Origin of the sequence: Alteromonas hispanica (genome assembly GCF_010500915.1) — a bacterium.
GTDB classification, from domain to species: Bacteria; Pseudomonadota; Gammaproteobacteria; order Enterobacterales; family Alteromonadaceae; genus Alteromonas; species Alteromonas hispanica.
Map to the genome: position 1 here is coordinate 15519 of NZ_JAAAWP010000001.1, position 17892 is coordinate 33410.

General features: G+C 43.9%; 14 protein-coding genes. 7 read left to right on the plus strand and 7 right to left on the minus strand.

What is annotated here, in order from left to right; translation table 11 throughout:
* Window positions 1-143: 143 nt before the first annotated feature.
* The 4 genes from GTW09_RS00065 to GTW09_RS00080 all read left to right on the plus strand — a co-directional run bounded on the left by GTW09_RS00065 (window position 144) and on the right by GTW09_RS00080 (window position 6255).
* A complete protein-coding gene (locus tag GTW09_RS00065) occupies window positions 144-437 on the plus strand; it encodes a DUF1244 domain-containing protein (RefSeq protein ID WP_071979120.1) in 294 nt (97 codons plus the stop codon).
* A 360-nt stretch (window positions 438-797) separates the two neighbouring features.
* The gene (locus GTW09_RS00070) at window positions 798-2132 is read left to right on the plus strand and encodes an MATE family efflux transporter (protein WP_239059228.1); all 1335 of its coding nucleotides are present in this window, start codon (window positions 798-800) and stop codon (window positions 2130-2132) included.
* Between the two features lie 243 nt (window positions 2133-2375).
* Window positions 2376-5120, plus strand: a complete 2745-nt coding sequence (locus GTW09_RS00075) for a M16 family metallopeptidase (protein ID WP_163109050.1) — start codon at window positions 2376-2378, stop codon at window positions 5118-5120.
* 76 nt (window positions 5121-5196) lie between these two features.
* Entirely contained in the window at window positions 5197-6255 is a 1059-nt protein-coding gene (locus GTW09_RS00080) for a PhzF family phenazine biosynthesis protein (protein WP_163109053.1), read from the plus strand.
* A 48-nt stretch (window positions 6256-6303) separates the two neighbouring features.
* Here the strand turns inward: GTW09_RS00080 and GTW09_RS00085 are convergent, their stop codons facing one another.
* Window positions 6304-6543 (minus strand): RNA recognition motif domain-containing protein, encoded by a 240-nt coding sequence (locus tag GTW09_RS00085; RefSeq protein ID WP_163109055.1) that lies wholly within the window; start codon window positions 6541-6543, stop codon window positions 6304-6306.
* Between the two features lie 213 nt (window positions 6544-6756).
* On the opposite strand from GTW09_RS00085, the gene GTW09_RS00090 reads away from it, so the two are divergent.
* Complete coding sequence (locus GTW09_RS00090; protein ID WP_239059229.1) at window positions 6757-8274, plus strand: M24 family metallopeptidase; 1518 nt, start codon at window positions 6757-6759, stop codon at window positions 8272-8274.
* Window positions 8275-8383: 109 nt separating this feature from the next.
* Here the strand turns inward: GTW09_RS00090 and GTW09_RS00095 are convergent, their stop codons facing one another.
* Window positions 8384-8842 carry a nuclear transport factor 2 family protein gene (locus GTW09_RS00095; protein ID WP_071979052.1) on the minus strand — a complete coding sequence of 153 codons (459 nt, stop codon included), beginning with the start codon at window positions 8840-8842 and terminating at the stop codon, window positions 8384-8386.
* A gap of 324 nt (window positions 8843-9166) precedes the next feature.
* The gene (gene cysK, locus GTW09_RS00100) at window positions 9167-10132 is read right to left on the minus strand and encodes a cysteine synthase A (RefSeq protein ID WP_071979051.1); all 966 of its coding nucleotides are present in this window, start codon (window positions 10130-10132) and stop codon (window positions 9167-9169) included.
* Window positions 10133-10345: 213 nt separating this feature from the next.
* Between cysK and GTW09_RS00105 the strand changes: the two genes are divergently transcribed.
* Window positions 10346-11182: an AAA family ATPase gene (locus tag GTW09_RS00105; protein WP_071979050.1), complete on the plus strand. Its 837-nt coding sequence runs from the start codon at window positions 10346-10348 to the stop codon at window positions 11180-11182.
* A complete protein-coding gene (locus GTW09_RS00110; RefSeq protein ID WP_071979049.1) occupies window positions 11182-12363 on the plus strand; it encodes a vWA domain-containing protein in 1182 nt (393 codons plus the stop codon). Before GTW09_RS00105 ends, GTW09_RS00110 begins: the two co-directional genes overlap by 1 nt.
* Window positions 12364-12417: 54 nt before the next feature.
* Here the strand turns inward: GTW09_RS00110 and GTW09_RS00115 are convergent, their stop codons facing one another.
* From GTW09_RS00115 to GTW09_RS00130, 4 genes are all read right to left on the minus strand, one after another.
* On the minus strand, window positions 12418-13782 hold the full coding sequence (locus GTW09_RS00115; protein ID WP_071981177.1) for an MATE family efflux transporter: 1365 nt from the start codon (window positions 13780-13782) through the stop codon (window positions 12418-12420).
* A gap of 143 nt (window positions 13783-13925) precedes the next feature.
* The gene (moeA, locus tag GTW09_RS00120) at window positions 13926-15179 is read right to left on the minus strand and encodes a molybdopterin molybdotransferase MoeA (RefSeq protein ID WP_163109057.1); all 1254 of its coding nucleotides are present in this window, start codon (window positions 15177-15179) and stop codon (window positions 13926-13928) included.
* 187 nt (window positions 15180-15366) lie between these two features.
* Window positions 15367-16050, minus strand: a complete 684-nt coding sequence (locus GTW09_RS00125) for a phosphoglycolate phosphatase (RefSeq protein ID WP_163109059.1) — start codon at window positions 16048-16050, stop codon at window positions 15367-15369.
* 87 nt (window positions 16051-16137) lie between these two features.
* Window positions 16138-17892, minus strand: a complete 1755-nt coding sequence (locus tag GTW09_RS00130; RefSeq protein WP_100971916.1) for a sugar phosphorylase — start codon at window positions 17890-17892, stop codon at window positions 16138-16140.

The following is a 17892-nucleotide window of genomic DNA, read 5'->3' on the forward strand; positions in this document are numbered from 1 at the left end:
TGGAAAAAGCGCAAAAACGCTTTTGTACATTCATTAAAGAATGTGCCCATTAAGAAGTAAGAAAGACTGAAAAAGGGAGCCTAGCTCCCTTTTTTGTTTTGGTTGACCCGTCCTAAATAGCGTTAAGGTAAAAAAGGATAAAAATGGATAAGCAAACTCAAACTGAAATAGAAGCTGCCGTATTTCGTCGTTTAGTAGAGCACCTAGACGAAAATAAAGACGTTCAGAATATCGATTTGATGATTTTGGCTGATTTTTGTCGTAACTGTTTAGCGAAATGGTATTCGTCAGCGGCTAGCGAGAAAGGCGTTGATGTAGATTACGAAGCTGCTAGAGAGGTTGTTTACAAAATGCCTTATTCAGAATGGAAAGAAAAACACCAGCTTCCTGCTACAGATGAACAACTAGAGAAGTTAGCCGCTAGACAGCAGAAGTAATGCAGAACGTTACTGCTATTTGCCTCCAATTATACAGGCAGCACCTCCAAGTTTAGGCGTGCTGCCTTTAAACCCTTTTATCGCCTGCTCAAAATTCAGCCTCAATTTCTGCTATGACGTCATAATATTGATATCTTATCTTTACTATATAACTAAACTTAAAACTCCCGCCTGCGTAAAAACGTCCATGAAAGAAATCGCGCTTTGATAAGTGCTTTTTATTACCGCATTTGCTCGTATAGACGGGCAGATGCGTCTTTATTATTGTTCGATTTTTGTTGTTTTTATGGAGAGTATTTTTTTTTGGGGCTTAAAAATCGGTATGTCACTAGCGTTATCCGACATAGCTGGAGTAGCTAAATGGAAGCAAAGAAGTCAGACCCATCTTTAACCGAAGGCTCAATTGTGGGCCACATGATTCGGTTATCTATACCTGCATCCACAGGCATGATTTTCAATACTCTCTACAACCTTACCGACATTTGGTTTGCGGGCTATCTTTCAGACAATGCGTTGGCCGGGCTGTCTATTGCCTCTAGCGTTTTCTTTTTGCTGCTGTCTATTGGTATAGGCATTCAAACTGGTGCTTCAGCTATGATAGCGCCTGGTGCTGGCCGTGGCGAAACACATGAGGTTAAAGGTTGGCTTGATAATGTCAGTGGTTTAGCGATTGCGTTTAGTGCATTGTCTTGTGTAATTGGCTTCTTTGCTGCTCGCCCTCTAGTGGTTTTACTTGGCGCCGAACCCAATATAGAACCTCTGGCTATGGACTATCTATGGGTAACTTTAGCTGGCTCACTTGGTTTTACTTTGTCTTTCGGTGCCGCAGGTGCACTCATGGCATTAGGTGATACAAAATCTAACCGCAACGCCTTAATGGTGGGCTTTGTCGCTAATTTCGGGCTCAATCCTCTATTCACGTTTGTATTAGATTTAGGCGTAAGTGGCATTGCCCTCGCAACTGTTGTGATCAAGTTTGCAACCGCATTTTATTTGTTTCGAGTGCTGATGAAACGGTTGAATATCTCTGTGAAACCCACCTTTGATAAAGCACGGTGGCGTGATTTATTACGGCAGATACTGCCAGCCAGTTTTAATATGCTCACCATCATTTTGGGCGGGTTTATTACGGTGGCTCTTATAGGGCAGTTCGGTAGTGAGCATGTTGCTGGCTACACTGTAGGACTTCGCCTCGAGCAAGTGTTGCTGTTACCGGCTTTGGGTTTAAACAGTGCAGTTATGGCTATTGCTGGGCAAAACATGGGGTTGAACTATTTCGACAGAGTATCGGAGACTTATCGCAAAGGGCTACTAATAGGTTTGTTTATGGCCTTTGTATCAATACCTGTAATGTATTTTCTTTCGCCCTTGGCCATGAGCTTATTTACTGATGATACAACCATACAAAGCACAGGTATTACTTATTTAAGGATAGACACATTAGCTTTCTATGCTTATGTAATCTTGTTCCAAAGCGTGGCGGTACTGCAGGCGATGCAAAAGCCCATGTTCCCCATGTATTTGGGTATAGCACGCCAACTTGTAGTGCCAGCAGCAATTAACTATACGCTCATTATTGTATTGGAGTACCCTATGGTATCGATGTTCTACACTATAGTGGGTGTTGTTATTCTCAGTGCCGTGATTGCCTTTTTCTATACCACAAGAGAAATAAGCCGACTAAGCAGCGCTTAAAAACTAGTTGAAATGTACAGTGGCTTCTTCCGTTATTTAACGTTTTGTAACGATTCTTATTGCGTGTGATCATTGCGTTAGTGTCATCACAACGCTAACTTAATTGTGGGGAGCTTCTGCTTTCTTAGCTTTGAAGAGGAAACGTCTCTAATTAATGGGCGTTAGGTTTCGGTGCTAACGAAAATAGATGACAAAATAGTACAAATATACATAGAACGTTCATAAAAATAAGGACAATATTTTATGCGGGTGTTTAAAGATTTAACGAGGCGATGTCTTAGCGTTGTAGCCATCACCTTAGTGGGAATGTCACCGGTCGTTGCTGATGACGATATTGATATTAGCTACGAAAAGTTCACCATGGACAACGGCCTTACCGTTATTGTTCATGAAGATCGAAAGGCGCCGGTTGTGGCCGTGGCGGTATGGTATAAGGTTGGTTCGAAAGATGAGCCTGAAGGTAAATCAGGGTTTGCTCATCTTTTCGAGCACCTTATGTTCAATGGCACTGAAAACTATGATGACGAGTGGTTTGGTGCGCTACAAGAAGCCGGTGCAACGGGCCTAAACGGCACCACCAGCTTCGACCGCACTAACTACTTTCAAACCGTTCCGACACCTGCTCTTGACCGTATATTATGGATGGAATCAGACCGCATGGGTCACCTCCTAGGCGCAGTGACCCAAGAGAAACTGGATGAGCAGCGTGGCGTTGTTCAAAATGAGAAACGTCAACGTGGAGACCAGCCCTATGGTGCGTTCTTAGATCATGCCGTTAAAGCACTGTTTCCCAACGAACATCCGTATTCACATAACGTTATCGGCTCTATGGAAGATTTGAACTCCGCTTCACTAGACGATGTGAAGTCGTGGTTCAATAAATACTATGGTCCGAACAACGCGATTTTGGTACTTAGTGGTGATATTAATGCCGACGAAGCCAAGCCTCTGGTCAATAAGTATTTTGGTGATATTGAACCTGGCCCATCTTTGTCTAAATGGCAATCTTGGATCCCAACGCGTACCGCGAACACCAGAGAAATTATTCAGGACAAAGTACCGCAAACTCGAATCTCACGCCTTTGGGTTTCGCCTGAAAACATGAGCCCAGAAGCCACAGATCTGCTTATTGCAGCAAGTGTGCTAGGTGATGGCAAAAACTCTCGCATGTACAAAGAGCTTGTTTACGACCAACAAATCGCAACAAATGCATCGGTGTTTAATTACGAGCTACAAATTGCGTCCATTTTCGGTCTTAGCGTAGATGTAGCACCAGGCGCAGATGTTAAGAAAGTAGAGCGTGAAATGGATAAAATTATCCAAGAGTTTTTGCGTAAAGGCCCTACCAAAGATGAAGTAAAGCTGGTATCAACAAAGCGCCGTGCTTCAATTATTCGTGGGCTTGAAGAAGTGGGAGGCTTCGGTGGTAAAGCTGATAGACTGGCATCAGGTGAATTCATTGCTGGCGACCCTACGTATTTTAAAACCGAGTTGAAAGAACTTGCTAGCGCCACACCTAAGAAGGTTAAAGCTGCGGCTAACGAATGGTTGGGCGATGGATGGCATCAAATTACCTTTGTGCCTTTTGCCGAGCATGCTGCGAGTACTGAAGGGGTAGACAGAAGCTCTGGGCTTCCTGCCATATCTGCGGAAACTCAATTGTCTTTTCCTGATGTGGAGAAAACCACCTTATCAAATGGTATTGAAGTGGTGTTTGCAAAGCGCTCTACTGTACCCATTGTGAATGTTGCCGTTCAGTTTGACGCAGGTTATTCAGCCGATGCGGGTGGAAAACTCGGACTGGCAAATTTTGCCACTGTCATGTTAGATGAAGGCGCTGGCCGTTATGATGCACTAGAGCTAGCGGCGGAGCTTGAAAAGCTAGGTACTAGGCTAAACAGTGGTTCTAACCTTGATACCACCACTGTCAGTATGTCTATGTTAAAAGAAAATATGGACGATTCTTTGTCGTTGTTTGGTGATATTTTGAAAAAGCCGACCTTTGATAAAGAAGAGATTGAACGTCAGCGCGCGCTAATTCTAAGCGAAATTGCGCAGCAGAAAACACGTCCAGTGAGCATTGCCCTTACCTTGCTACCACCGCTTATTTACGGCGATGATCACGCTTATGGGATCCCTTTTACCGGTTCTGGAACTGCTGAAGGTGTTCAGTCGGTCACTCGCAGCGACCTGGTCGACTTTAAAAACACCTGGTTACGTCCAGATAATGCCACGGTATTCGTAGTGGGCGACACCACGCTCGACGAAATTAAACCTATGCTTGAAAAAGAGTTTGGTAAATGGAAGGCATCGGGTGAAAAGGGCACTAAGCAAATTGCCCAGGCAAGCATGCCAGAAAAGGGAAGAGCGATTATTATTGACCGTCCTGGGTCTCAACAATCGCTTATTCTTGCTGCACATTTAGCACCGCCTACCGGAGTAGATAATAACATTGCCATTATGGCGATGAATGAGACCTTGGGTGGTGCCTTTACTGCGCGTGTGAATATGAATCTGCGTGAAGACAAAGGTTGGGCCTATGGCGCCTACACTTTCTTACAAGAAGCAAGAGGTCAAAGACCGTATATGGTTTATGCACCTGTACAAACTGATAAAACCGGTGCATCTCTACTGGAATTAAAGAAAGAGCTTAATGGCTATTTAGGCGACAAACCGCCCACAGAGTTAGAGTTAGAGCGCGCACGATTAGACCAAGTACGTTCGTTGCCAGGACAGTTTGAAACGGCTGGCTCTGTGCTTAGCAGTTTGCTATCGAGCAGTCGCTTTAATCGCGACTACGACTACCCTGAAAGTTTAGTGGAGAAGTATAATAGCTTGTCGCTAGACGACTTAAACGATGCTGCAAAGCAGGTGGTTCAGCCTGATAAATTAACATGGTTGATTATTGGCGATGCAGAGAAAATAAAAGCAGAAGTAGAAGCTGCTAATATTGGGCCTGTTTCTGTTCAGAGTATGAGTAGCCTTTAATAGCGTTATAACCCAAGACAAAGCCGAAGCCAAACAGCTTCGGCTTTTTTGTTTTATAGGTATAAATAAAAAGAAAATGGACAAGAATAGAGTGAAGAAAATAAAAGTATTTTTGGTCAATGCATTTACTAAGAATAACGGCGGCGGAAACCCCGCTGGAGTGGTGCTAAATGCAGACGGGTTAACTTATGATGAAAAGTTAGCAATAGCCAAAGCGGTAGGCTATTCCGAAACGGCATTTGTTTCTAAAATTGTAAATAGTAAAAGTTCTAGTGGGGCTACTCGTAGAAGTGCAGTCGAGAATGCCAATACCGATGTCGATATGGATGCCGAAGTGTCGTTTTTTACTGTTACCGAAGAGGTCGATTTTTGTGGTCACGCTGCACTAGCAGCATTTTCAACCCTATTTCATCAAGGGGTGTTTCAACCTGGAAGCTATGTGCAAAAAACAAAAGCGGGTCTGCTAGGTGTTTCCATAATGTCGAACGGGCATGTTGAAATGAAGCAAAAAGCACCAGAGTTTCTTGGAGAGCTACCCTGCGAAGCAATTTCTGGCCTTATCGGTATTGCGCCACAAGTGCTTGCCCAAACAGAACTTCCAATTGAGATAGTCTGTACGGGACTGCCTGATATTATCGTGCCTGTGCCAATGGGGTATTTAGACAAGATACAGCTTGATAGCACGAAAACTAGTGAATTTTGTAAGGCGCATAATGCTGTTGGCATTCACGCCTTTGAACTGCGTGAAAGTGATAATACGATAACGGCAAGCTGCAGAAACTTTGCCCCGTTACTTGGCATTACTGAAGAGTCGGCTACCGGAAGTGCCAGTGGTGCATTGGCGTGCTATCTCGCTAAGCATGATACTGGGCACAGCGCTGTAAGTCGCACCGGAAATAGCACTGGGCAGCGTAATACACACTCTCAGCACAGTGCATTGGGTAAAAAGGGGACTGACTCTGCTATAACGTTTAATTTTGAGTTTGAACAAGGCCGGGCAATGAACTGCCCCTCAGCAATTACTGCGACTGTGGTTACAGCGACAAACAATGGCTTATCGAGTAGCAGTCACGGCTGGACAGTTTCTGTTGGCGGTTATGCTAGCCAGTTCGGTGAAAAAACAGTAGCGCTTTAGTGTAGTTACTTAAAAGACGTGTGCCAGTAAGGAACTGTTACAAGCGCTCTAGTCTTGCGCCAGCTTAACTCTAATTTTGTTATTGGCTACAGTGGCGTGGTGTAAGCTTTTCAGGGCCTTTTGCGCATCATCAGTATTGTTCATTTCTACAAAGGCAAAGCCTTTAGATTGACCCGTTTTTTTATCTAGCACTAGGCTGCATTCGTCCACTTTACCGTGGGCAGAAAAAAGAGAAAGTATTTCGTCTTGTGTCGTTGTTCTCGCAAGATTGCGAACTAAAAGTTTCATAGAGATTTCGCTTATATAATTAAGACGACATTGTCTCAGGTATATTGTCGCAAACCAAGAAAAGAATATGTTTATTCATTGCACGGAAAATACTCTCATTTTTCTTGGTATTTTTCTTATTATTTCTCGGTAGCAAGTAATGTGGTGCCACAATACGAATGGATGATAGAGTTTTAAAATTGAACATCTAAAAAGAAAAAAGAGAATAGAAGAATGACAACACGCTCACGTTTTATGTTCCTTTCACAGATTGTTGTGGTTGGCGTCAGTGCCTTCAATGCGCAAGTTGCTCTGGCAAATGTCGACAGTGACTTATCACAGAGCAGCAGGCAACCGTTGACTGAACCACTTGAAACAACAGCAAACACTGAAAACCGAATTCCCGATTTAAAGACGATAAACGAGTATATCGCGTACTTTAATTCGCCATCACCATGGGGTGAAATTAGAAAAAAGCGAATTAAAACACTGCTACCTTTAGCAATGAAAAATGCTGACTTACGTTATTGGCTAATTGTGTGCCGTGAGAATAATAATGACCCCTTAGCGAACCACGTAGGTTGCGAGAATGCTGGGGACACTGCGGTCATTTTATTCAGTCTAGAAGAAGACGTTGCCGAGGAAGCCCCGCCCAAGAGTGCAAACGCTATTAGTTCGCGAATATTCTCACCTACAAGTGAGTCTACGGCACTAAAAGAGCTTGGCACGTTCGACTATGTGGTTGATGTTGCAAAAGGTGAAAGTGCGGTTAACGCAGCAGCCACTTGGATGGCTAAGCAACCAATAAAAGGGCGGGTTGGCATAAACAGTTTCACCGTTAATCCTCTTGCAGATGGCTTGAGCCACTCTCAATATCTCATGCTTGAGAAGGCATTTAAAAACCGTGATGTCTCATTGGTTTCTGCTGAAGACGTAATTTATTACTGGCTAGCTCGCAAACTTCCCGAAGAGGTAGATATTATGGAAAAAGCGGCTGCTATTACCTCACGGTGGGAATATGAAGCTTACCAAATGGTTAAACCCGGAATAACGACAGATAAAGACATTGCCGGTTTCTTAAAACAAAAAATGGCAGAGGCTGGTGTCACCGATGGATGGGCGGAAAGTCAGAATCCAGCAGTGAATTCTGGGCCCGATCGTGGTCATTCTCATCCTACAGAGCGAGTTATACAGGGCGGAGATGTTATCCAAATAGATTTTGGTATTCGCGTTTTTGAACAATGGGTGACAGATGTTCAACGCTTCGCTTACGTACTCAACACTGACGAGCAAGCGGCGCCTCAATTTATGCAGCATGCGTGGGAAAGCGCGATAGCAGGACGCAACGCAGCATTTAACACAATGAAACCGGGAGTGTCGGGTAACGAAGTTCACAAAGCGCAGCTTGCAGTCATGCAGAAAAATGGCTCATTACCCGTGATGTGGAGTACGGGACATCCAGTTGGCTACGTTGCTCATGATGTAGGCCCCAACTTAGGCGTTCGGCCTGCATCAGACAAACTTCTGGATACACATATGACTTTTGCCTTTGATGGCTTTTTCAGTTGGCCTTATAACCCAGATGAGGGAGATAAGGCTACAGAAGTTGAAACAGACAGCCATAGCGCGGGCAACGAAAAAACCAACGTTCAAAAGACTAAGACAATTTCAGTAGAAGATATGGTAGTCATCACTGAACAGGGCGCTAGGTTTCTCACCGCACCACAAACGTCTCTTGTGCTAATCAAATAAACCAGTGGCCGATTAACTAGTGAGTTGGCAAGCGGGTGGTTGTTAATACGTCGCCACCCCAGTTTGCTATGATTTCAGGCTATTATTCTGGCTATGATATAAAGCGAGGCTATAAGTAGGTATCAGGGTGAATCTTGTTCACCTTCCAATCACCATCTTCTTTGATAAGGTCGAGGCTGCGTAAGTCTTCTATTTTGTCTTCACCATACATTCCGCTTAAAAATACAGTGATGGTCGATTTTTCGGCAAATTCAGTTCTGCCTATTTTGCCTGCTGTTTGAGGTGTCACCGTAACGGTGTCGTACTTCAAGTTGAGTAAATGGCGCTGTACATTTTTGTTGGTATGGTAGCGTTTTAGTATTCGCGTCATCTTTTCGCTAGATAAAGAAATTGCTCTATCTAAATTATCGTCTTCGTAAACACTGTTTAGAAAAACAACAGTTGTGTATTCTGGTGTACTCTCGTCAAGCATGCCGTAACGACCAATACCTTTTTCTTTTTCTCCACATGCACTGAGCAATAGTAGGGAGATAAGACCAAACAAGGTATACAACTTATGGGCGTTCATTTTACAAGCCTCCTGAGGCGAAAAAGGTTAAAGGGCAAATATGTGTTTAATGACGAACTATGCCAGTTCTTTATTGACCTATATTTTTATTGTTCTGTCGTATTGTAACGATGATTAAGTACTAATAACTAAGGACTAATAACTAAGTACTACTAATTAAGTGCTAAGGGTAACAGGGTAGCAAATAATGTGCAGCTATCCGTAATGTAAACGTCAATTTTTAATACAAAAAAAAAGCGAGGGACTAAATATAGTCTTCCTCGCTTTTCAGTGCGCTATTACAGCATTTTACTGTACGCGTAACGTTTTTAGTCTAACGTTCAACTATTGAACTTCTTCCTGTTCGTCGAACGCACCAGCAAACATTGGGCTACTTAAGTAACGCTCTGTACCGCTAGCAAGAAGAACAACAACAATCTTATCTTTGTTTTCCGGACGTTCAGCAAAACGCTTCGCTGCTACAACCGCTGCACCAGAGGAAATACCTGCAAGAATACCTTCTTCTGTCATTAGCTTGCGTGCCATGTCCATGCAGTCTTCGTTAGAGACTTGCTCAACTTCGTCGATAAGGTCTAAGTCAAGGTTTCCAGGAATAAACCCAGCACCAATACCCTGAATTTTATGTGGACCAGGAGTTAATTCTTCACCCGCTAATGCTTGTGTGATTACCGGCGAATCAGTTGGCTCAACCGCTACAGACGTAATAGCTTTGCCCTTGGTGTTTTTAAGGTAACGGCTTACACCTGTAATGGTACCGCCTGTACCCACACCCGCTACGAATGCATCAACTTTACCGTCGGTGTCTTCCCAAATTTCAGGGCCTGTGGTCTTTTCGTGGATAGCCGGGTTAGCAGGGTTGTCAAACTGCTGAAGCAGTACATACTTTTCAGGATCAGAGTTGACGATTTCTTGTGCTGCGGCCACTGCGCCTTTCATTCCTTTAGGAGCCTCTGTTAGCACTAGATTTGCGCCTAATGCTTTAAGCAGTTTACGGCGTTCTAAGCTCATACTACTTGGCATAGTTAGCGTTATTTTGTAACCACGTGAAGCAGCAACGAACGCTAAGGCAATACCCGTATTACCACTTGTAGGCTCTACAATCTCTTTACCCTTTGTCAGAACACCGCGCTCTTCTGCATCCCAGACCATGTTTGCACCAATACGGCACTTAACGCTGAAACTTGGGTTGCGAGACTCTATTTTTGCGTACACATTACCAGAGGTAACGCGATTTAGTTTCACTAGTGGCGTACGGCCAATCGCTAGGGAATTGTCGTCAAATACGTTCATCTTTTATCCTTAACTCGTTCCTGATTCACAAGCAAACCCCAAAAGTCGTGATCTGTACGGCCAATATAATAGTTAATAATTCATAGCCTGAATTTGGGGATTTCTTTATACCCCTATATGATTGGTCCCAAAAGTAAAAATGCAAAGTGTTTTTTAGCTATATGTTATTGTTAAATTACATGAAGACGAAGAATTAAACGGAGTATAAGAAGAATGGCTTTTAGCGGCACGTCTAATTACATCGCAACCAAAGACCTACAGCTCGCTGTTAATGCGGCAATCACACTAGAGCGGCCTCTACTTATAAAGGGTGAGCCGGGCACGGGTAAAACCATGCTTGCCGAGGAGCTTGCCGACAGTTTAGGTACCGAACTAATTCAATGGCACATTAAATCAACCACGAAAGCGCAGCAAGGCTTATACGAATACGATGCGGTGTCTCGTCTTAGAGATTCGCAGCTAGGCGATGATAGAGTGCACGATATCGGTAACTACATTGTAAAGGGGAAACTGTGGGAAGCGTTTAGCGCAGAAAAACGCCCGGTGTTACTTATTGACGAGATAGACAAAGCCGATATCGAGTTTCCAAACGATTTATTGCTTGAACTCGATAAAATGGAATTTTTCGTTTATGAAACCCAAGAGCGAGTCGTTGCCGCTCAGCGTCCCATTGTGATTATTACGTCGAATAATGAAAAAGAGCTGCCAGATGCATTCTTGCGCCGTTGTTTCTTCCACTACATTCAGTTTCCTACGCCAGACGACATGCGAGAAATTGTTAATGTGCATTTTCCCGACCTTAAGAAAAACTTGTTAGACGAAGCACTGTCTGCATTCTTTAATCTACGTGACGTGCCGGGGCTTAAGAAAAAACCGTCGACGTCTGAGTTGATTGATTGGTTGAAACTGCTAGTCGCAGAAGACATTCCACCAGAGGCGCTTCACAACAAAGACGGTAAGGCTTCAATCCCACCACTATACGGGGCATTACTCAAAAACGAGCAAGATATTCATCTTTTTGAAAAACTGGTCTTTATGGCGAGACGCTAATGCTTATTGAGTTTTTTTTCACGCTGAGAAAGTATCAAGTAAAAACCACTCTTCGTGAGTTGCTTGATTTGTTGCGCGCATTAGAAAAGCATGTGGTTTATGCAGACATAGAGGGCTTTTATAGCCTGTCTCGCACCATAATGGTTAAAGATGAAACTCAATATGATAAGTTTGATCGCGCCTTTGCACATTATTTTGAAGGTGTTGAATCTATCGATCTGTTCGGAAAGGAAATCCCTGAAGAGTGGTTGCGCAAAGAACTTGAAAAGAACTTAAGCCCAGAGGAGCGCGAGGCGCTGCGCAAAGCCGGTGGGCTTGATGAGCTTATGGAAACTCTTAAAAAGCGGCTGGAAGAGCAAGAAAAACGTCACCAAGGCGGTAATAAATGGATAGGCACAGGGGGGACTTCGCCCTTTGGTGCTTATGGAGATAACCCTGAAGGGGTTCGCATTGGTCAAAAAGGAAATAGAAAGTTTTCTGCCGCCAAAGTGTGGGATAAGCGAGAGTTTAGAAATCTCTCTTCCGATGTGGAGTTAGGCACCCGCAACATAAAAGTTGCATTGCGGAAATTGAGAAAGTTTGCTCGAACTGGCGCCAGTGAAGAGCTTGACGTGAGAACTACCATAGGCGAGACCGCTAAAAAAGGTGGCATGCTAGATATTCACATGGCGCCAGAGCGTCACAACGCGGTAAAGGTGCTGATGTTTTTTGATGTGGGGGGCTCAATGGACCCACACGTTAAAACTACGCAGGAGCTTTTTTCCGCCGTACAGTCAGAGTTTAAGTATTTAGAGTATTTTTACTTTCACAATTGTGTATACGAGGAAGTATGGAAAGACAACCTTAGACGCAATAAGGAGCGCATTCCCATTTGGGATATCATTCATCGCTACGGCAAAGATTACAAAGTTATCTTTGTTGGCGACGCCACCATGGGGCCCTATGAAATTACCTATCCGGGTGGAAGCGTAGAGCACTGGAATGAAGAGGCGGGCAGTGTATGGATGCAGCGGCTGCTTAATCACTTTAGTAACGCGGTGTGGCTGAACCCACAGGCCGAAAACTATTGGCCATACTATTCTTCCATTAAAATAATGAGAGAGATTATGGAAGATAAAATGTATGCGCTAACGCTCGAAGGACTAACAGACGCTATAAAAGGATTAAGCCGTTCTCGCTAGCTAAGAAATAAACAAAACGCCCTCGATAAAAAGAGGGCTAGCTTGTAAGTACAATTACGCTTTTAACACGGCGGTTTTTCGTTGAATATAAAGTAGTCTTGCACCAAGTAGCACAGCTGCTGCACTTAGCCCCACAATAAATCCAATCCAAAAGCCGGCAGCTGCCATCGGCTCAGCGGTAAGCCACGATGTTCTTCCCAAAACAACGCCTGTGGGCAAGCCAATAAGCCAATATGATACAAACGTGATTAGGAACATGGCGGTAGTGTCTTTATAACCTCTAAGCGCATTGGCAGATATAACCTGCACTGCATCAGATAGCTGAAAAAGTGCTGCATAGATAAGTAGCGCATTGGCAAGGGCGTAAACCTCGCTGTCGTTTGTATACAGCCCGATAATAAACCCCTTAGCCACTAGGGTAAAAGTAGCAGTGCATGCAGAGGTAACAAAGCCAATTAAAATAGCACTTCGCGCAGCTATTTTTGCTTGGCGTATATTGTTTTGCCCGATGCGATAGCCAATACGAATAGCCACTGCCATACCAATGCTCATAGGAAACATAAACATTAGGGCTGAAAAGTTCAGTGCCACTTGATGAGCTGCAACCACATTTGCACCAAAGGGAGCGATAAGCAGCGCTACTGCAGAAAACAGTGTCACTTCAAACAATATGGTCATCGCGATGGGAAGTCCCATAGCGAAGGTTCTACCAATGACTTTTAAGTCTGGGCGATACCAATAAGTAAACAGAGCGTATTTTGCTAGCGCCGGTGCAAACTTTACGTAAATGATAGTGGCTACGAGCATGGTATAAATCACAAGGGCAGTAGCAACACCGCACCCTGCGCCCCCCATGGCGGGAAGGGGACCCACCCCATAAATAAACAGGTAGTTACCGACCACATTTGCCATCAAACCAATGACTGTAATGATCATCGTAGGTTTAGTTTTCCCCAACCCCTCGCAATAGTTTCTCAACCACTGATATATGGCAAAGCCTGGCATTGCGATAAATACATAGATAACGTAGTCGACGGTGATCGTGTGTAATTCAGGTGCCATCGGAAACAACGAGACTATGGCCTCAGTAAAGGGCACAAGTGCGGCAATAAGCAAACCAACGAACAGTACTAAGTAGCCTGCTTGCTGACTTGCATTGGCTATGCCTGAGATATTTTTGTTGCCATGAAGCCGAGAAATTATAGGGGGTAGAGCAAGGGCGATACCCTGTATAAAACACAGAAGAGGAATGGTAATACTAAAGCCTAGCGCTACCGCGGCCATGTCGGTTGCACTGTATCGCCCTGCCATAATTGTGTCGCTTACACCCATTAACATTTGGGTTATTTGCGCAATAAGCAGCGGCCACGCGAGTTTTAATACATCTCTGGCTTCAATAAAAAAGCGTTGTTTTATCACAGGTATAGTTTCTCTTATTTGTTTTATGAAAGCTCAACATGGCAAACGTATGGTCAACGAAATTATCATAACGCAGCGCTGTGGCGCTTGGTCTCTGGCCATCAGTGTCTGACTCAGCCATTTCAAAAATAGCGCCACATGCTCTATGTAAAAGGAATAACGGGAATAGCGTCACCTTTGTTCAGCTCAGCGAGTTCTTCATGCACTACCATAAAACAATTCGCTGAGGTGATAGAGGTCATCACTCCCGAGCTTTGGTTTTTTAACGGTGTAACAACAAGGTTGCCTTGTGTATCAGTGCTCATTAGCGCACGCTGGAAATCACGGCGGCCTGGACGACGCTTGATGTCTTTCGTCAATGTGGCTGTAACAGTGAATAGACCTAGGTCATCTTGTCGGCCCTGCATTTTGCGAATTATAGGCAATACCAGTAGTTTGGCGGTGACGAATGAAGAAACCGGATTGCCTGGAAGCCCGCAAAATACAGTGTCATCAAGTTTACCTAGCGCAAAAGGTTTACCGGGTTTAACTGCGATCTTCCAAAAATCGATGCTGCCCATTGAATCAATGACGTCTTTAACATAGTCGGCATCACCAACAGACACGCCACCACTACTTATCATGATATCAACGGTGTTAGACGCTTGATGAAATAAGTCTGACAGCGAGGCTTTATCGTCTTTCACTATGCCAAAATCGATAATCTCGACATTTTCGTCCTCGACAATGGCACTGATACCCGCACGGTTCGATTCAAAAATTTGCGTGTCGCTGCATGCTTCACCGGGTGCTGCTAATTCATTGCCCGTGGCCACAATGCCAGCGCGAAGCTTTCTGTAAACAGGTAGCGTGTTTAATCCTTGAGACGACAATAGCATTAGGTGCTCAGCCCTAAGTAACGTTCCTTTTCTGATAAGTACCTCTCCGCTGGCAATATCATTGGCTTTCACACGAATATTTTCACCAGCAGTAGGGAGGGTATGGACAGTCACTGTATTTGTATCGCTAGAGCTAGTATTTTCTAACATCACCACGGCGTTTGCACCCTGAGGAATAGGTGCACCTGTCATGATTTTATAAGCATGTTCTGAATGAAGAGGTGTCGTGGCTCTGTCACCCGCGGTAATAACACCCTGCACGGTGAAAGTTTTACCGGAAGAATCCGTTGCTTTGGTATTGTCATTAGCTAAGGAGCTGGATTCGGCAGTGACATGAATAGCATAGCCGTCCATAGACGAGTTATCCCATGGTGGCACGTTTGTCGAGGCAATAATATCTTCAACAACCACTCTGCGGTGAGCTTTTGCTAAGCTGACATATTCAACGTCGCTCACTGCGTGAGCTGTTGCTCGCGCTTTTATCAGTGCGTCTTCCAAAGAAAGCCAGCTTGTCGACATACCCGTAACTCCCTGAATTATTTAACAGGCGGATAGTACAGAAAAAAGTATATTTTACCAAAGGGTAATGTCTCTATTACCGCGTGTTGATCTTTGTTGTACGAATTATGTTCTAAGCGATGAAGTTTTAAATTCTGAGGCATTTTAATTGTGAAACGGTGTTGCAGGCTCAACTAATCTAATGCATTTAAGCCACAATGGATGCTATTTCTTTAAACTTGCTAAACACCCAGTCTGGTTGGTAAGTACTGATATCCTCTCCATAATTGTAGCCATAGGTTAGGCCTACACTGCGCATATTTGCAGCCTTTGAAGCTAAAATATCGTTTTTCGAATCTCCCACCATAACGCATTCGCTCGCGTCAGTGTTTAGTGTTTTACACACATGGTTGAGAGGCAAAGGGGAGGGCTTTTTTTCTTTTAGTGAATCGCCACCAATAAACAGCGTAAAAAAGCTGTCTATGCTGAGTGCCTCAACAATAGGTGCAATAAACCTTTTGGGTTTGTTGGTAACCAAAGCAAGAGTAAACCCCCGAGCGGCCAGGCTTTTTAACGTGTCGTAAACTCCTGGGTATAAACTAGACTCTTTACAAACGTTGCGGTCGTAGTGATATAAAAAGCGCTGAAAAGTGTGTTCTATTAGCTCTTCGCTATTTAGTTGGTCTGGGGTGTCAGCATTGTTTACCCCGTTTGCTAATCCTCGCTCTACAAGTACTTTTGCACCATTTCCTACCCAGTTTCTAATAACGCAATTGCTGTGCGTAGGCATACCTACATCGTCAAGCGCAGCATTAAGTGCAATGGCTAAATCGGGCACAGAATCGACTAAGGTACCGTCTAAATCAAAGATAAAAGTGGATATAGGTTGCATAGATTATAAAACCGAGAATGTTGAAAGGAGATGAAAAGGCGCGTGAATATACTCTTCTCACGCGCCTTCAAACATTATAAGCAGAACCTATTCAAAGTCTTGGTTACTTATCCATAAGGTCTGATAGGGTTTTAACTGAATAAAGCCGCTAGAAAGACAAATTTCATCCCGAGTGACTAAATCTATCCAATTGTCGGTGCCTATTAAATTAATGTCTGACAATAGTATCGTTCTTTCTTCATCGCAAATGTTGCTTACACAAAAGACGCTTTGCTTTCTATCGAGGCTTTGACGCCAGTAGCCAAATATCTCGTTACCGAGTTGTAGCGTGAATTGAGTAGCATTAGGATGAAAAGCAGGCTGCGCTTTTCTGATCCGTATCAGCTGCGACAAACGCGTGAGCACTTTATGATGCTGTGAGTGGGGTGAGTCTAGTAACACCTCTAACTCATCGATATCCCAGCGGCGTCGGTTTATACTTCGGTTTTGGCCGGTATTCGCGACTTTTTCATAGTCGTTAGATGTGCCAAGCAGACTGTGAATATAAAGCCCCGGAATACCTTCCATTCCCAACATAATTGCATGGGCGCAAATAAAGCGGTCTACCTGATATTTATCAGGCCCTTTGGTTGTGCCCTGTAAGGCATCGAACAAGGTGATATTTATCTCATAGGGCTTTTGCTTTCCGTGTTCGGATGCACGCCAAGAAATTTTACCGCCAAAGTTTTGCATGGTGTGCACTAGCTCAGATATTTCCTCATCGTCGAGCAGTCCTTCGGCTGGGCGTAAGCCAATACCATCATGAGAAGCAATGAAATTAAAATATGCCGTGCCGTTTTGCGCTGGTGGCATACTCATCATCCAGCTTTTCAAGTAGGTACAGTCTCCGGTAACTAAAGTATTTACAAGTAAAGGAGGCAGTGAGAAGTTGTAAATCGCATGGGCCTCGTTTGCATTACCGAAATAGGTTAAATTCTCTCTGTTTGGAATGTTGGTTTCAGTAATTATGATAATTGAGGGATCGACATGTTCAATCAGTGTACGTAATAAGCGCACAACCTCATGGGTTTGCGACAAATTAATACAATTAGAGCCAACAATCTTCCAGAGAAATGCCACGGCATCCAGGCGGAAAAGCTTAGTTCCTTTATCGATATAAAGTTTAATAATATCGACAAAAGCAAGCAGCACTTTGGGGTTCCTAAAGTCAAAGTCGACTTGGTCGTGACTAAAGGTACACCATACATGTTTTACACCGTCGGCGGTTTCTGTTTCTCTCAGTAGCGGCGACACACGAGGTCGCGTAACCATAGAGAGATCGTCGCTTGGATCAGCGGTAAAGAAAAAGTCGGACCCAGGACCTTCGCTCTTGATGAAGTTATCAAACCATATGCTTCTTGCGGAACAATGGTTAATCACCAAGTCTGTCATTAGCCCATAGTCTTTTGCTATTGCCTCTATATCATCCCACGATCCCAAAGACTCATTCACGGTGGAATAGTCGATTACCGAAAAACCGTCATCGGAACTGTAGGGAAAAAACGGCAGAATATGCACATTATTAACGGTATTTTTGCAGTATTGATGCAAAAAGTTGTTTAGCGTTACCAAGGGACGTTCATTCTCTCGAATAACGCTGTCTCCGTAGGTAATCATAATAATGTCCTGCTCATCCCAATAGTTGTAATGTGATTTTGGGGAAGCAATATCTTCACTCGACGCAATGCCAATTGCAGCTAATAGCTGTGTTGCTAGGGTGTCATAAGACACATCTAGCGACACATCGGCGTAAATCGTTTCTAAATGGTGCTTTACTTTGTCATGGAGAGGGTCCCATGCCAT

Coding starts and splice junctions, on each gene's coding strand:
- GTW09_RS00065 (WP_071979120.1), top strand. CDS start 144: ATGGATAAGCAAACTCAAACTGAAATAGAAGCTGCCGTATTTCGTCGT.
- GTW09_RS00070 (WP_239059228.1), top strand. CDS start 798: ATGGAAGCAAAGAAGTCAGACCCATCTTTAACCGAAGGCTCAATTGTG.
- GTW09_RS00075 (WP_163109050.1), top strand. CDS start 2,376: ATGCGGGTGTTTAAAGATTTAACGAGGCGATGTCTTAGCGTTGTAGCC.
- GTW09_RS00080 (WP_163109053.1), top strand. CDS start 5,197: ATGGACAAGAATAGAGTGAAGAAAATAAAAGTATTTTTGGTCAATGCA.
- GTW09_RS00085 (WP_163109055.1), bottom strand. CDS start 6,543: ATGAAACTTTTAGTTCGCAATCTTGCGAGAACAACGACACAAGACGAA.
- GTW09_RS00090 (WP_239059229.1), top strand. CDS start 6,757: ATGACAACACGCTCACGTTTTATGTTCCTTTCACAGATTGTTGTGGTT.
- GTW09_RS00095 (WP_071979052.1), bottom strand. CDS start 8,842: ATGAACGCCCATAAGTTGTATACCTTGTTTGGTCTTATCTCCCTACTA.
- cysK (WP_071979051.1), bottom strand. CDS start 10,132: ATGAACGTATTTGACGACAATTCCCTAGCGATTGGCCGTACGCCACTA.
- GTW09_RS00105 (WP_071979050.1), top strand. CDS start 10,346: ATGGCTTTTAGCGGCACGTCTAATTACATCGCAACCAAAGACCTACAG.
- GTW09_RS00110 (WP_071979049.1), top strand. CDS start 11,182: ATGCTTATTGAGTTTTTTTTCACGCTGAGAAAGTATCAAGTAAAAACC.
- moeA (WP_163109057.1), bottom strand. CDS start 15,179: ATGTCGACAAGCTGGCTTTCTTTGGAAGACGCACTGATAAAAGCGCGA.
- GTW09_RS00125 (WP_163109059.1), bottom strand. CDS start 16,050: ATGCAACCTATATCCACTTTTATCTTTGATTTAGACGGTACCTTAGTC.
- GTW09_RS00130 (WP_100971916.1), bottom strand. CDS start 17,892: ATGGCATGGGACCCTCTCCATGACAAAGTAAAGCACCATTTAGAAACG.